At 74.4% G+C, this 14,550-nt stretch carries 12 protein-coding genes and 2 pseudogenes; 4 read left to right on the forward strand and 10 right to left on the reverse strand.

The genetic code is table 11. The annotated features are described in order from the left end of the window. Positions 1 to 10: 10 nt before the first annotated feature. Together ACQP2P_RS39065 and ACQP2P_RS39070 are read right to left on the reverse strand one after the other, a co-directional pair. Positions 11 to 610, reverse strand: a complete 600-nt coding sequence (locus ACQP2P_RS39065) for a hypothetical protein (protein ID WP_433609703.1) — start codon at positions 608 to 610, stop codon at positions 11 to 13. An 87-nt stretch (positions 611 to 697) separates the two neighbouring features. Continuing rightward, positions 698 to 1,462: a peptidylprolyl isomerase gene (locus ACQP2P_RS39070; protein ID WP_433609705.1), complete on the reverse strand. Its 765-nt coding sequence runs from the start codon at positions 1,460 to 1,462 to the stop codon at positions 698 to 700. A 130-nt stretch (positions 1,463 to 1,592) separates the two neighbouring features. Here ACQP2P_RS39070 and ACQP2P_RS39075 point away from each other — a divergent pair, with 130 nt between their 5' ends. Next, complete coding sequence (locus ACQP2P_RS39075; RefSeq protein ID WP_433609707.1) at positions 1,593 to 3,413, forward strand: Hsp70 family protein; 1,821 nt, start codon at positions 1,593 to 1,595, stop codon at positions 3,411 to 3,413. A gap of 129 nt (positions 3,414 to 3,542) precedes the next feature. On the opposite strand, the gene ACQP2P_RS39080 is transcribed toward ACQP2P_RS39075, so the two are convergent. After that, complete coding sequence (locus ACQP2P_RS39080) at positions 3,543 to 5,987, reverse strand: M28 family peptidase (protein ID WP_433609709.1); 2,445 nt, start codon at positions 5,985 to 5,987, stop codon at positions 3,543 to 3,545. A gap of 190 nt (positions 5,988 to 6,177) precedes the next feature. On the opposite strand from ACQP2P_RS39080, the gene ACQP2P_RS39085 reads away from it, so the two are divergent. Continuing rightward, entirely contained in the window at positions 6,178 to 6,558 is a 381-nt protein-coding gene (locus tag ACQP2P_RS39085) for a DUF6401 family natural product biosynthesis protein (protein WP_433079522.1), read from the forward strand. A 42-nt stretch (positions 6,559 to 6,600) separates the two neighbouring features. On the opposite strand, the gene ACQP2P_RS39090 is transcribed toward ACQP2P_RS39085, so the two are convergent. The 3 genes from ACQP2P_RS39090 to ACQP2P_RS39100 are packed head-to-tail and all read right to left on the reverse strand — an operon-like array spanning position 6,601 to position 7,750. After that, positions 6,601 to 6,876, reverse strand: a complete 276-nt coding sequence (locus ACQP2P_RS39090; protein ID WP_350618703.1) for a Smr/MutS family protein — start codon at positions 6,874 to 6,876, stop codon at positions 6,601 to 6,603. Then, on the reverse strand, positions 6,873 to 7,289 hold the full coding sequence (locus tag ACQP2P_RS39095; RefSeq protein WP_433619444.1) for a rhodanese-like domain-containing protein: 417 nt from the start codon (positions 7,287 to 7,289) through the stop codon (positions 6,873 to 6,875). Before ACQP2P_RS39095 ends, ACQP2P_RS39090 begins: the two co-directional genes overlap by 4 nt. Next, entirely contained in the window at positions 7,283 to 7,750 is a 468-nt protein-coding gene (locus tag ACQP2P_RS39100; RefSeq protein ID WP_433609712.1) for a cysteine dioxygenase, read from the reverse strand. The genes ACQP2P_RS39095 and ACQP2P_RS39100 overlap by 7 nt, the downstream gene beginning before the upstream one ends. Positions 7,751 to 8,104: 354 nt before the next feature. Between ACQP2P_RS39100 and ACQP2P_RS39105 the strand changes: the two genes are divergently transcribed. Both ACQP2P_RS39105 and ACQP2P_RS39110 read left to right on the forward strand, forming a co-directional pair. Continuing rightward, positions 8,105 to 9,049, forward strand: a complete 945-nt coding sequence (locus tag ACQP2P_RS39105; RefSeq protein ID WP_433609714.1) for an ATP-binding cassette domain-containing protein — start codon at positions 8,105 to 8,107, stop codon at positions 9,047 to 9,049. Next, positions 9,046 to 9,876 (forward strand): ABC transporter permease, encoded by an 831-nt coding sequence (locus tag ACQP2P_RS39110; protein WP_433609716.1) that lies wholly within the window; start codon positions 9,046 to 9,048, stop codon positions 9,874 to 9,876. Before ACQP2P_RS39105 ends, ACQP2P_RS39110 begins: the two co-directional genes overlap by 4 nt. A 60-nt stretch (positions 9,877 to 9,936) precedes the next feature. On the opposite strand, the gene ACQP2P_RS39115 is transcribed toward ACQP2P_RS39110, so the two are convergent. From ACQP2P_RS39115 to ACQP2P_RS39130, 4 genes and pseudogenes are all read right to left on the reverse strand, one after another. Continuing rightward, entirely contained in the window at positions 9,937 to 10,494 is a 558-nt protein-coding gene (locus tag ACQP2P_RS39115) for a hypothetical protein (protein WP_433619591.1), read from the reverse strand. A 114-nt stretch (positions 10,495 to 10,608) separates the two neighbouring features. After that, a pseudogene (locus ACQP2P_RS39120) lies at positions 10,609 to 11,193 on the reverse strand (hypothetical protein); the annotation flags it as partial. Between the two features lie 1,270 nt (positions 11,194 to 12,463). After that, positions 12,464 to 13,225: pseudogene (locus ACQP2P_RS39125) on the reverse strand (AfsR/SARP family transcriptional regulator); the annotation flags it as partial. 190 nt (positions 13,226 to 13,415) lie between these two features. Further along, a complete protein-coding gene (locus ACQP2P_RS39130) occupies positions 13,416 to 14,462 on the reverse strand; it encodes a S1 family peptidase (protein WP_433609718.1) in 1,047 nt (348 codons plus the stop codon). Positions 14,463 to 14,550: the final 88 nt, after the last annotated feature.

Genomic DNA, 14,550 nt, shown 5'->3' on the forward strand with positions numbered 1-14,550 from the left:
CTTGCCGCGGTTACAGCGCTCTCGAGTCCCAGTCCCAGGGCAGGGCCAGGCCGTCGAAGCGGCCGAGGGCGTCGCGGTGGCGGGCGGCGACCACGATGCGGTCCGGGCCGAGGTGGGCCAGCAGGTCGTCGTCGCCGAAGTAGCGCACGTCCGGGTCCGGCCACTGCCACAGGCCGTCGTCGAGCTCGCGGAGGCGGACCTTCACCGCGCGGATCGCCCCGGCGGGCGGGGACATGAGGACCAGGCCGTGCAGCGGGGCGTAGGTGGCCTCGTAGACGGCGGCGTAGACCAGGAACCGCGACAGCGGCAGGCCGGTGCGCACCTCGCCGTTCTCGATGACCTCGGGGTCCGGGTCGCCGGCCCGGTGGGCGTCGGCGTCGTAGGCGTACCAGTCGGTGGCGCCCTGCCAGAAGCGGGGACCGCCCGGCGGGAGCATCTCGTGGTCGCGGCTCAGCGGGTAGGTGTAGCGCGCCTGGAGGCGGTGCCACTCGGCCAGGGCCTCGGGGACGCCGGGCCGGACGGGGGCGGCGGGCGGGCGGTCCGGGGGGCCGTACCAGCGATACACGAACCGGCCCAGGCTGTCGGGCGCGACGACGTCCAACTCGTACACGCGCAACATCATGCCGCGTTGCCGCACATTCGCCACCAGGCCCGGCGACCCGGGCCGCCGGTCGGGCGGCCCGGACCGCCTCCGGCGTTACAGGGCCAGGACGATCTCCGTGCGCCGGGCCGGGGCGCCGTCCACCGGGGCCGGGTCGTCGTCCGTGGGCGCGACACCGCCGGCGGCGATGCGGTCCAGGGTGTGCAGGCCCAGCGGGCGGACCGAGCCGAAGATCGTGTAGTTCGGGCGCAGCGCCGAGTCGGCGAAGACCAGGAAGAACTGGCTGCCGTTGGTGTCCGGGCCGGCGTTGGCCATGGCGAGCACGCCGCGGGCGTAGACCTTCCGCGCCCCCGTCGGGTCGGTCGGGGCCGGGGGCAGGTTCGTGGGCAGCTCGTCCTTGTAGCGGTACCCGGGGCCGCCCTCGCCGGTGCCCGTCGGGTCGCCGCACTGCAGGACCTTGAGCGTCGCGTACGTGGTGAGGCGGTGGCACACGGTGCGGTTGTAGAAGCCGTGGCGGGTGAGGTGCAGGAAGCTCTGCACGGTGCAGGGCGCCTCGGCGCGGTCGAGGGTCAGCGGGATCGGGCCGAGGTTGGTGAACAGCGTGACGGTGACGGTCCCGCGGGCGGGCGTGGGCCGCGGGTCGGGCGGCAGCGAGATCGGGCGCGCGGGCGGGTCCTCGGGGGTCGCGGTGTACCCGCAGGGGCCCGCGGCCTGGGCCGCCGCGGAAGCCGAAGGGGCGGCGGCGGTCGCGCCGACGGCGGCGGCGGTCGCGCCGACGGCGGCGGCGGTCGCGCCGACGGCGGCGGCGGTCGCGCCGACGGCGGCGGCGAGCACCACCAGGGCGACGAGCGATCGGACCACGGTGTCCTCCATAGACGATTGACGATGTGGTACTCCTGCCGGTCTAACGGATGTCGATGCGCCCGTCAAGCGCGCAAACCGGACCCGTTGAGCCGATAACACCCTGCTCACCAGCCCGTATATTGGCTGCGTGGATGGGCGAGGGCACCGGCTCGGGGTCGATTTCGGCACCTCGAACACCGTGGCGATGCTGGCGTGGCCCGACGGGCACGTGCGGCCGCTGCTGTTCGACGGGTCGCCGACGCTGCCCTCGTCGGTCTACGCCGACGCGCAGCAGGGCCTGCTCACCGGGCGCGACGCGGTGCATGCGGCACGCATCAGCCCGGAGCGCTTCGAGCCGAATCCCAAGCGACGCATCGACGAACCGGCCGTCCTGCTGGGCGAGCACGAGGTCGCGACCGTGGACCTCATCGCCGCCGTCCTGGCCCGCGTGGCCGGCGAGGCGCGGCGGGTCTCCGGCGGCGCGCTCGGCCCCGCGACCATCACGTGCCCGGCCGCCTGGGCGCAGACCCGCCGTGGCGTGCTGCTCGCCGCCGCGCAGCGCGCCGGGCTCGGCGCCGTCACCCTGGTGCCCGAGCCGGTCGCCGCCGCGCAGGTCTTCTTCTCCCTGGGCGGCGCGAAGCCGGGCGGGGCCTTCGTCGTCTACGACCTCGGCGCCGGCACGTTCGACGCGTCCGTGGTCCGCCACGGCGGCGGCACCTTCGAGGTGCTGTCCGCCGAGGGCCTGGCCACGTCCGGCGGCCTCGACATCGACGCGGCCATCGTGGGCTTCCTCGGCGCGGTGCACGCCGGCCGCGACCCGCGGGCCTGGCAGCGCGTGACCCACCCCACGACGAGCACCGAGCGCCGCTCGCACCGCATGCTCTGGGACGACGTCCGCTCGGCGAAGGAGATGCTCTCCCGCACCTCCTCGACCATGATCCACGTGCCGTCCCTCGAGTCCGACGTCCCGCTCGGCCGCGACCAGTTCGAGGAGCTCGCCCGCCCCATCCTCACCGCGACGGTGACGTCGACCCGCGCGGCCATCGCCGCCGCGGGCCTGACCCCGGCCGAGGTGCAGGGCGTGTTCCTCGTCGGCGGCGGGAGCCGGATTCCGCTGGTCGCCACACTGCTGCACCAGGCGCTCGGGATCGCGCCGACGGTCGTGGAGCAGCCGGAGCTCGTGGTGGCGCAGGGCGCGGTCGGCGCCTCGGCGAGCTTCACGACCCCCGCCTTCGCGCACCCCGCCTCCGCGCCCCCCGCGTTCGCGCACCCCGCCTCCGCGCACCCAGCCTCCGCGCACTTCGCGCCCCCCGCGGCCGCACCGCCGGCCGCCCCCCGCGCGGCGGTTCCCGTGGCTCCGGTCTCGCCCGCGGCGTTCTCGGCAGCCGTCCCGGTCTCCCCCGTGGCGCCGATCTCCGCGCCGCCGACGGCCTCTCCGGTGTCGACGCCGCCGGTTTCCGTGCCTCCCGCGTACGCCGCCCGCACCCCCGCGCCCCCTCCGGCGCAGGCTCCCCGGAACAGGCGCACCGGGGTCCTGATCGCCGCGGCGGTGGTCGTGCTGCTCCTGCTCGGCGCCGGCGCATACGGCATCAACAAGCTCATGAGCGGCGACGGCTCCACGTCGGGCTCGGGCGCGGGCGGCAGCTCCGAGGTCCAGGCGGAGATCACCCGCGACAACGTCGACTGGGCGGCGAAGGCCTCGGACTACGACGAGAAGGCGGGCACGACGGTCGCCTACGACTGCCCGAAGGAGGGCTTCATCGGCACGGTGTGGGGCTCCGGCCCCTACACCACCGACTCCTCGGTCTGCACCGCCGCCGTCCACGACGGCCGCATCTCCCTGCAGGACGGCGGCCGCGTGGTCATCAGGATCGTCCAGGGTCAGGACCGGTACACCGGCTCGCTCCAGCACGGCATCAACACGTCGAGCTACGGTGCGTGGCCCTGGGCCTTCGAGATCATCAGCTGACATGAGCACGGCCGCGCCCTCACCGGCCCGGCGCTCGTGCCCTCACCGCCCGCGGAGGAACCCCGCCGGTCGCGATACCGACGGCCGCCGACCGCGCACGCCTCCCCCGCGGGCGGGGGGCCGGGGCCGTCACAGGGTCTGGGTGGCCGCCACCGCCAGCAGCTCGCTCGAGTGGCTGCCGAAGACGCCCACCGTCGGCGGGCGGGGCGTGAAGCCCGGCAGGCCCGTCAGGCCGTCGCTGCCGTCGACCAGGCGCAGCTTGTACGCGCCGGCGCCGCTCAGCACCAGCGTCACGTCCAGGCCGGCCGCCGGGGGGCCGTGGAAGACGACGCCGAAGCGGTCCTGGTCCTCGATGTACGTCGTGGCGGCCCGGCCCTCGACCGTCGCCGAGACCATGCGGTGGTCGCCGACCTCGCCGTAGAACGACAGGAAGCGCACGTCGCGCTTGGAGGCGATGCGCAGGTGCAGGGTGCGCCGGTCGCCCGAGGTCTCGTCGGACAGGATCGTTGCCTCGGGGGCCGGCAGGTTCGCGGCCTGGGCCGGGCCGACCGACAGCTCGCCCGCGGGCAGGACCGGGAACTGGCGGTTGAGCTGCTGGTGGCCGTGCACATAGGCGCTGGTCCACGCGCCCGGGGACTGCTCCAGGCTCACCCACTCGGCGGTGCCGGTGTCGCGGTCCAGCGCATACATGAGGTGCGTCGGCTCCGGATGGCCCTCGTCCCAGTTGTCGGCGACCATGCCCGTCGTGGTGCACACGAGCGCGACGACCAGGGCCGCCACCGCCGGGGCCGAGCCGAGGCGGCGGTGCCGGGGCGCGGTCGCCGGGCGGAACAGGGGCTCGACGGCGGGCAGCGCGGCCAGGCCGAGCAGCATCGCGAACAGGGCCGGGGCCGCGCCCGTGGCCAGGCCGAGCGCCGGGAAGAACAGGGCCACGGTGGGCGCCAGCACCAGGGTCGCCACCGCCGCCCCCAGCGTCAGCAGGCCCACCTTCGCCAGCGGATGGCGGACGTACAGCGCCGCGATCCCCGCCAGCGACCCCACCAGCGCCGGAATGGTCACGAGGTAGGAGCCGCCGGGAATGGCCGCGGCGAACAGGGCGCCCAGCACCGCCAGCAGCCCGAGCGCGCCCGTGGCCAGCGGGACCGGCCCGACGCGGCGGCGGCTGAGCGCATACCACCCCAGCAGCACGGCCGCCGCCAGCGCGACGACGCCGAAGCGGAACCAGGTCGGCCGGGCCGGGTCCAGCAGCTCGCCGTAGCCCGGCCGGATCGCGACGAGCACCGTCCACAGCAGCTGGGCGGCGACCGCGACGGCGATCAGCGGCACCAGGGCGAGCCCGAGCCCCGCCAGGGTCCTCGGCACCGAGGTCAGGCCGCGGCGCCGGGCCAGCAGCGTCAGCGCGGCGACCGCGAGCAGGGCCAGGACCGCCAGCGGCCACGTCAGGGCGGCCGGGTAGCGGACCAGGAGGCCGGCGAACGGGAAGTAGACGGCGTCGCCGCTCGCGGGCCGCATGAGCGGCGGCAGGTCGGCCTGGCCGAACTCGCGGGCCAGGGCCAGGGCGTTGTCGCCGTGGTGCTGCAGGCTCGCGCGGTTCATGGTGGAGGGCCGGTCGAACGGGCTGTGGTAGACCGAGGAGCCGTCGATGTAGGCCGTGTTGAGCCCCGTGAACCGGGTCTGCGCCAGGAACGGGGTGAAGTCGGTGTCGTTGGACAGCAGCCGGTAGACCTCGACGGCCAGGCTCGTGCCGACCGGATGGGGCGTGCGCGCGTAGACGTCGACCAGGTCGGCGTTGCCCTCGGAGGTCTGGAACATCACCGCCGGGCCGCTGCTGCCGCGGGCCTCGAAGTTGAGCACGACCGACTGCTTCCGGCCGAGCGGGTGCCGGCTCACGAACGCCTCGGCGCCGCAGAGGCACGCCTCCTCGGCGTCGGTGAACACGAACACGACGTCGTTGCGCGGCTTCGCCCCGCCGCCCTGGGTGAGCGCCCGCGCCACCTCGAGCAGCGTGCTGGTGCCCGCCCCGTCGTCGTTGGCGCCGAAGCTGACCTGCACCGAGTCGTAGTGGGCCATGAGCACGACCTGCCCGGTTGAGCCCGTCCCGGGCAGCACCGCGACGACGTTGCGCACGTGGGCCATGCCGCCGTCGCCGAACTTGCCCGCGTTGACCCCGACCGTGTCCTGCACCTCGGGCTTGAGCCCGTAGCCGGTCAGCGTGTCCATGAGGTACTGCCGCACCCGGTCGGCGGCCGGGCTCCCGGTGACGTGCACCTCCTGCCCCATGCGCCGCACGTGCTCGAACGCCCGCGCCGCGGAGAACTCGTCCGCCGCGATCGAGGCCGGCCGGGCGGAGGGCGGCTGGACGTCGGCGATCCCCAGGGCCGCGACCAGCGCGAGCACCACCAGCACCACGGCCGCGACCACGGGCCGCCGCGGCACCTCGCCGAAGCTGCGACCGGGTGGCGTGACCTCGGCCGGTGGCGGCGTGACCTCGGCCGGTGGCGGCGTGACCTCGGCCGGTGGCGGCGTGACCTCGGTGGACGGCGGTGCGGAAGGGGCTGGGGTTTCGTCGGACACGGGTCTCGTCCTCCAGGCGCGGTGCAGGGGTAGGCACATTCTGCACGCCGGGTCCGACAGTTCCGGCCGGGGCCGCTCGGGTCGAGTGCACAGCGTGATGCCGCCCGGACGGAGTGCTCCGGTTCATGAACGGGTGCCGCTCGGTTGTTGGCGACCCCAGCGGCCCGCGGACTGCCTAGCGTCATCGTCCATGAACAACGACATCACCCCTGCCGCCGCCGTCGAGTTCGACGCCGGCTACCTGGCCACCGCCGAGCTCGACGCCCGCTTCTACCTCGACCAGGTCATGGCCATGGTCGGCGTCGACGGGCTCGTGGAGGCCCTCGCCCAGCCGTTCCTGCTCGCCAAGGTCGACCAGCACGCCGCGGCCGTCCGGGAGAGCCTGACCGCCGCCGGGAAGCCGATCGGGCCGCTGTCGCTGGCCGGCTACGCGCGCTCGGTCATCGCGGTGCACCAGCGCCACGGCCGGCCGCTGCCCACCCCGGAGACCGTCGACTGGGCCGCCGCCGACTGGACGGTCCTGCGTCTGGTCGCCGTGTGCCATCTGGCCGACGCCGCCGACGCGTTCTGAACCGGCACGTAACCGGCGAAGCGCCCGCCCAGCAGCGCGCCGTCAGCGTCGACGGCCCTGGGACTCGTTCCACCTGAAGTGCACGAACAGCCGCCCGAAGTTGTCCGAGTCCTTCTCCACCCGGTGATACAGCGCCTTGATCTCCCGCTGGTCCAGGAACCGCAGCACGCGCTTCTTGAGCTGCCCGGACCCCTTCCCCGGAATGATCTCGACGAGGGTGGCGCGCTTGGCCACCGCCTCGTCGATGATCCCGCGCAGCGCCTTGTCGATGTCGGTGCCGCGGTTGAAGATGTCGTGGAGATCGAGCTTGAGCTTCACCCCACCAGCGTAGTGCCGCTCACCGGGTGCCCCGCCGCCTTCCAGGCCTGGAAGCCGCCCTCCAGGTCGGTCGCCCGGTGCAGGCCCAGGTCCTGCAGGGCCGCCGCGGCCAGCGACGACGTGTAGCCCTCCGAGCAGAACACGACCACCGGCAGGTCGTAGCGGTCGGCGATGTCCAGCCGCGCGTCGCTGCGCGGGTCGAACCGCCACTCGAGCACGTTGCGCTCGACGATCAGCGCCCCCGGGATCTCGCCCTCGCGGGCGCGTTGCGCGGCCGGGCGGATGTCCACCAGGACGGCACCCTCGGCGAACGCCAGCCGGGCCTGATCGGCGTCGAGGCGGTCGAGGCGGGAGCGGGCCTCGGCGAGGATCACGTCGATCCCGCGTCCCGCGGCGACGGCCGCGCTCACCAGTCGGCCCCGGCGCTCGTGACGGACTCGACGGACAGGCGGCCGTCGTGCAGGCGGTAGCGGGTCATGGCGGCCAGCGCCGGGCCGTACGCGTGCACGGTCACGGCCGGCTTGTCGCTCGCGTTCACGATGCGGTGCACGAAGTGCGCGCCGAAGCGGTGCCCCTCCCCCGGCCCGTACGCGGAGCTCACGAGCCGGCCGCCCTGCACCGTCTGCTCGACGAGCTCGCCGGAGACGACGGTGAACGCGCCGGCCGAGCCGCCGTGGTCGTGCAGGTCGGTGCCCTGGCCCGGCAGCCAGGTCAGCAGCCAGACCTCGTGGTCGCCGGCGACGGCGAGGCGGCCGTACCAGCGCTTGACGGGGTCGAAGCGGGGCGCGAAGGCCCACTCGTCCGGGTCGGCGGCGTATCGCTGTGCGATCGACAGGAGATCGGTCGCGCGGGCGACCGTGGTGACGACAGGCATGCTGTTCTCCAGTATTCGGACGTACTAGATAGGAATTAAAGCAGACGTGGGACCCTTGTGGACGCAGCGGCGGGCCGCAACAACCGGACCGGGTGGGGTCTTCCGCGAGCGGGGCTCTAGCGGGTACAGCGGGCGCCGGCGTGCCGAACGAGGTCAATGACCAGTCGTCGGGTCAACAGCGCCATACTGCCGATCGTGCCGACGGCGCCGAGTGAGCGTCAACTTATGCCCAACATACGGGAATCGTGTGATGCTCGGCGCTGTCAGCGGATGTCAGGCGGATGTGCGCGGTTTGACAGCGGCCCGGTGCAGGCTGCACGGGTCAGACGAGACATTTCACAGGGGGAACGAGCCATGAGTCTCGCTTTCCAGGCAACCGGCCTGGTCAAGCGCTTCGGCAAGACCACCGCGCTGGCCGGGGTGGACCTGGCCGCCGAGTCCGGGACGGTGCTGGGCGTCCTCGGGCCCAACGGCGCCGGGAAGACCACCGCGGTGCGCATCCTGGCCACGCTGCTGCGCCCGGACGCGGGCCGGGCGGTCGTCGGCGGGTACGACGTGCAGCGCAACCCGGCCCAGGTGCGCCGCATCAGCGGCCTGACCGGCCAGTTCGCCTCGGTCGACGAGGACCTGACCGGCACCGAGAACCTGGTCATGATCGGGCAGCTGCTCGACCTGCGGGCCAAGGAGGCCAAGGCACGGGCGAAGAGCCTGCTCGCCGAGTTCGACCTCAGCGAGGCGGCGGACCGGCCGGCCAAGACGTACTCGGGCGGCATGCGGCGGCGCCTCGACCTCGCCGCGAGCCTGGTGGGGCGGCCGGCGATCGTGTACCTCGACGAGCCCACCACCGGCCTGGACCCGGCCAAGCGCGAGGACGTCTGGAACATGGTGCGCGCCCAGGTGCGGGAGGGCACGACGGTACTGCTGACGACGCAGTACCTCGAGGAGGCCGACGCGCTCGCCGACGAGATCTCCGTGATCAACCACGGCAAGGTCATCGCCCACGGCACGCCGGCGCAGCTCAAGCACATCGTGGGCGGCCAGACCATCAGCGTCCGCCCGGCCGACCCGGCGCACCTGGACACGGTGTCGACCATCCTCGCCAACGTGTCGGGCAACCAGCCGGAGTCGCACGGACGCGGGGTGCTCTCGGTGCCGGTCGCGGACGACAGGGCCATGACGGCGGTGGTACGGCGCCTGGACGAGGCCGGCATCGGCGTCATCGAGCTGTCGCTGCACCTGCCCAGCCTCGACGAGGTCTTCTTCACACTCACCCGCGAGCGGCAGGAGGTGGCGGCGTGACGACCACGACCACGCAGCCGAGGTCCGGCGAGGACGCCCCGTTCATCGCCGCCGTCCCGGCGCGCCCGTTCGGCCTCGTGCGGCACAGCCTGGTGATGGCCCGCCGCAGCCTGATCAAGACGATGCGCCAGCCGGAGCAGCTGCTGGACGTCACCCTGCAGCCGATCATCTTCATCGTCCTGTTCGTGTACCTCCTCGGCGGCGCCATCGCCGGCGACCGCCACGAGTACCTGCAGTTCCTGCTGCCGGCACTCATGGTGCAGAACGTGCTCTTCGCGTCGGCGCCCACGGGCGTGAGCCTCAACACCGACATCAAGACGGGCGTCTTCGACCGCTTCCGGAGCCTGCCCATCGGCCGCTCGGCCCCGCTCATCGGCGGCGTCATCGGCGACATGATCCGCTTCGTGGTGTCGATCGGGGTGATGATCGGGGTCGGCTACCTGCTCGGCTTCCGGATCACCACCTCGTTCCCCGAGGCGCTCGCCGCCTGCCTGCTCGTCATGTTCATGGCGTTCTGCTTCAGCTGGATGTTCGTGCTGCTGGGCATGATCGTGCGCGAGCCCGGCGCGGTGCAGGGCCTCGGCTTCGTGATCATGTTCCCGCTGACCTTCGGCACGAACGTGCTCGTGCCGACCGACACGCTGCCCGGCTGGCTGCAGGCGTGGGTGAAGGTCAACCCGGTCGCGGACGCCATGCAGGCGGCGCGCGGGCTGATGGTCGGGCAGGGCGCCGTGGCCGGCCCGGTCGTCCGGACGCTGCTGTGGTCCGTGGCGATCCTGGCGGTGTTCGCGCCGCTGGCGGTGCGCGCCTACCGCCGCAAGGCGTAGCCAGGACCGTGGCCGGGTGCTCCGGCCCGCGGCGGGGGTATGCCGCGGGCCGGGGCCGTGTCAGCCGGGCGGCGCGCCGGGATCGACCAGCGCCAGAGCCTCGGCCCGCGGCATGCCCAGGCCGCGGGCCACGGCCGTCGCGAACGCCTCGTCACCCAGCGCCGCCCGCAGGGCCGCCCGGCGGGCGCTCCAGTCCGCGTTGGACGCGTCGCGGGTGCCCGCCAGCCGCTGCGCGGCACCCAGCATCACCGCGGCGCGCCCGGGGTCGCCGCCGGCCTGCGCCAGGCCGGCCACGCCGACCGCGACCTTGCCGATCACGGGCATGTCGCGGGCGCCGAGCGCCAGCCGCATCGCCTCGGTGAGGCGGGCGCGGGCCAGGCCGGGTTCCCCGCGGGCGAGGTCGATCTCGGCCCGGGCGGTGATCACGATGGCCTGGTACTGCGGGGCCACCAGCGGCAACCCGCGCTGCAGCCGCCAGGCCTCGTGGTAGAGCCGCTCGGCCTCGACCAGGTCACCCTCGGCGCGGGCCAGGTGCCCCAGCTCCAGCATCGCGTGGGACACGTCGCGGGCCGGCTGCCCGGCGTCCTCGACGAAGTCGCGCAGCAGCGCCCGGGCCACCGCCGGCCCCTCCGTGTGCCGGCACAGGGCCGCGCGGCTCACGAGCAGGTAGGCCTCGCTGGAGCGGATGCCGAGGCGGCGGTGCAGCTCGATCGACTCCTCGAAGTGCGCGACGGCGGCGGCGAAGTCGCCGCGGCGGGTGTGCGCGTCGGCCAGCGAGGCCAGCGTCATCGCCAGGCCCCAGCGCTCGCCGATCTCGCGGAACGCGGCCGCGGAGGCGGTGAGCTCGTGCAGCATGCCGTCGATGTCGCCGTCGTTCTCGCGCAGGTGGCCGAGCACCGAGTGCAGCATGCCGCGCGCCCACGGGTCGACCGGCCCGGCGAGACGGGAGCGCACGAGCGCGGTGCCGTGCTCGCCGTCGTCGCGGAACAGCGACACCACCGGCGCGACGAGCTCGACGAACGGGTGCCCGCCGGGCGGCACCGCCAGGGACTCGGCGATCAGGTCGTCCAGCTCCGCCCGGTCGAACTGGAAGTCCCCCCGCGAAGCCGCTGTTGACCAGGTGCATCGAGCGCACCACGAGCCGTAGGTCGGGCGGGACCGGGCCGGGGTCGCGCTCCCCCGCGGCGAGGATGCGCCGCAGCCACAGCGCCGACTCCGCGTGGTTGTCCTCAAACGTCCAGAACCACCCGCTGGCCGCCCCGAGCCGGAACGCGCGGGCCGTGTCGCGCGCATCGCACAGGTACGCGACGGCGGCATGCACGTTGTCCTGCTCCGGCCGCAGCCGATCGAGCCACTCGAGCTGCTCGCCGGTGCGCAGGTGCGGCTCGGCCCGCTCCATCAGCTCCAGGAAGTGGCGAGCGTGCGCGCAGCGCACCGCCTCGGCCGCGCCCCGCCGTCCGAGCTCCTCGAGCGCGAACTCGCGGATCGTCTCGAGCATGCGATACCGCGCGGGCCCGGTGCCGGGCGCGATCTGCAGCAGGGACCGGTCGACGAGCGCGTGCAACAGGTCCTCGGGATCGCCGCCCTCGTCGCCCGGGGCCAGGGCGGCGCTCACGGCCGCGGCCGCCCCGGCGTCGAAGGTCGCCGGGAACACCGCCACCGCCTCGGCGAAGGCGCGCTCCCGATCGCCCAGCAGGTCCCAGCTCCACGCGACCACGGCGTGCAGGGTGCGATGGCGGGGCAGGGCGGTGCGGCTGCCGCCGGTGAGCAGGCGGAAACGGTCGTCCAGGCGCGCCGCGACCTGCTCCGGGGTGAACGAGCGCAGCCGGGCCGCGGCCAGCTCGATGGCCAGGGGCAGCCCGTCCAGGCGGCGGCAGATCTCGACCACGGCGGCCGCGTTGCCCGCCGTCACCTCGAAGCCGGGGCGCACCGCGGCCGCCCGGTCGCGCAGGAGTTGCACGGCCGGGGACGCCGCCGCCGACTCGCGGGTGGCCTCGGCCGGCAGGGGCAGCGGGCCGACCGGGAAGAGCGTCTCGCCGAGGATGCCCAGTGGCTCCCGGCTGGTGGCCAGGATGCGCAGCTTCGGACAGCGGCCCAGCAGCTCCTCGCTCAGCACCGCGGCGGCCTCGACGACGTGCTCGCAGTTGTCGAGGACGAGCAGCACACCGGGCCGGTCCAGCGACTCGGCGAGCTGGTCGACGATGCCGCCGCGGCGGGGACGGCGGGCCGCCTCGGGCTGGAGCAGTCCCCCGGCGGCCAGGGTGCGCAGGATCGTCACCGGGACCTCGGCGGCCTCGGCGACCGGGGCCAGCTCGACCAGCCAGGCCCCGTCGGGCAGGTGCCGGGCCAGCTCGCCGGCGACCGTGGTGGCGAGGCGGGTCTTGCCCGCGCCGCCGGGGCCGACCAGCGTGACGAGGCGGCTGTCGGCGACCTGGGCGGCGAGCCGTTCGACCTCGCCGGTGCGGCCCACGAAGCTGGTCAGGGCCGCGCGCAGGTTGCCGCCGCGGGCCGGGCGGGCATCGTCACGCAGGACGGCGACGTGGGCGTCGCGCAGCTCGGGCGACGGGTCGGCGCCGAGCTGGTCGGCGAGGCGGGCGCGGCAGTCCTCGAACGCGGCCAGGGCCTCGGCCGGGCGGCCGTCGGCGTGCAGGGCCCGGACGAGCAGGGCGACGAGCCGCTCGCGCAGCGGGTGGGCGACGACGAGCTCCTGCAGCCAGGCGATGACGGCGGCGCGGCCGCTCACGTCCGGGCCGGGATCGCCGCACGACGCGTGCCCAGGCGACGCGACCCCTGACGCCGCGAAGTCAGGGGACGCGGAGTCAGGGGACGCGGAGTCGGCAGATGCGAAGCCGGACGCCTCGACGAGGTCCTCGGTCGCGGTCAGCCGCAGCTCCGTCCAGCGGGCCGTGACCGCGCCGGTCTCGCCGGGGCCGAGGTCGGCCGGGGCCGGGCCGCGCCACAGGGCCAGGGCCTCGCGCAGCAGCCGGGTGGCGACCGCTCGCTCGTCGGCCCGCAACGCCCGGCGGCCCTCGGCGACGAGCCGCTCGAAGCGCACGGCGTCGACGGCGGCGGGGTCGATGCCGAGCCGATATCCGCGCGGGCCCGACTCCAGCTCCGGCGGGTTGCCCAGGGTCTTGCGCAGGCGGGAGACCAGCGACTGCACGGCGTTGGCGGGGTCGGCCGGCACCGGGCCGTCCGGCCACAGGGCCTCGGCGAGCCGCTCGACGCTCACGAATCGGCCCGGCTCGAGGGCCAGACGGGCGAGCAGGGTGCGCAGCCGGGCTCCGCCGACCTCGACCGGCCGGCCACCGATCTCGACCGCCAGCGGCCCGAGCACCCCCACGCGCATGCCCTAACTGTGCCACCCGCGTACGACAAGAAGCCGCCCCGGCGAGGCGGCGGCGACCGCGCGAGATTCCGGCGAGAGGTGTGCATGGCCCGTCGGGCGAAAAATGCGGATATGTCGTGGTGCGAAGCGCCCGACATATCACGTCGAGAAGCGGGGCCGGGCGAGATCCGCCCGGCCCCGCGACCCGGCATCAGTAGATGCTCACGCCGTACACGCTGAGCGGCTCGGTGACCGGCTGGAAGTACGTCACCCCGCCGCTGGAGCAGTTCCCGCTACCCCCCGACGTCAGCCCGATCGCCTTGGTCCCGTCAAACAGCGAGCCGCCCGAGTCGCCCGGCTCCGCGCACACCGTGGTCCGGATGAGGCCCGAGACCTGGCCCTCGGAATACGTGACGGTCGCGTTGAGCTGCGTGACCGAGCCGCTGTGCACGCCGGTCGTGCTGCCGCTGCGGCGCACCGACTCGCCCACGAACGCGTTGGCCGCGGTGGTGATCTCCTGGTAGGAGCCGCCACCGAGCGACACGTTGCCGGCGTGGGTGACGCCCGCGGCGTACTTCACGATGCCGTAGTCGTTGCCGGGGAAGCTCGTGCCGGCGCGCGTACCGAGCACCGACCCGCTGCTGGTGGTCCAGGTGGCGCCGATGTTCGTGCAGTGCCCGGCGGTGAGGAAGTAGTACGTGCTGCCGCTGACCACGTTGAAGCCGAGCGAGCAGCGGGCGCCGCCGGTGTAGATGGCCTGGCCGCCCGAGATGGTCGGCTTCAGCGCGGCGCCGAGGCGCTCGATGCGCGCGCCGCTGCCGAGGCTCGCCACGAGGGTCTCGAGGGTCTTGACGTGCTCGGCCGGGACGGTCGGGTCGATCGACACGATGACCTGGTTGGCGACCGGGTCCACGGCCCAGGCGGTGCCCGGGATCGAGGCCTTGGCTTCGAGCGTCGCGGTGATCTTCGCCAGCTCGGCCCCGCTGTGCGCGACCTTGCGCGCCACGGCGCCGCTCGCCTCGACGGTCGCCGCGGTCGACGCGTCGGTGACCGTGACGACCATCTTGCCGAGGCCGGCGTCGTAGTACGAGCCGGCGGTGCGGGTGCCCAGCTGGGCGACGAGGGCGTCGGTCGACTTCGCGGCGAGTGCCGTCTGGTCGGCGGCCGCGAGGGCAGCGGACGGCGTGATCACGGCACCGGCGGCCAGACCGGCGGCGATCGCCGCGAGCAGCCTGGATGAGGTCTTGGTGGGTCTCACGTGAGCCTCCCCTGTATCGGAGCCGATAAATATCGGCCGCGACCGATGCTTTCATCGGGAAGGAACCCACACAAGATTCACCGGCGAT

The organism is Dactylosporangium sp. CA-139114 (assembly GCF_050955725.1).
Taxonomy (GTDB): Bacteria; Actinomycetota; Actinomycetes; order Mycobacteriales; family Micromonosporaceae; genus Dactylosporangium.

Bases quoted from the DNA above. Each gene is read 5' to 3' on its own strand.
- ACQP2P_RS39085 (WP_433079522.1), top strand. From the start codon at position 6,178: ATGAACAACGACATCACCCCTGCCGCCGCCGTCGAGTTCGACGCCGGC.
- ACQP2P_RS39105 (WP_433609714.1), top strand. From the start codon at position 8,105: ATGAGTCTCGCTTTCCAGGCAACCGGCCTGGTCAAGCGCTTCGGCAAG.
- ACQP2P_RS39100 (WP_433609712.1), bottom strand. From the start codon at position 7,750: ATGCCTGTCGTCACCACGGTCGCCCGCGCGACCGATCTCCTGTCGATC.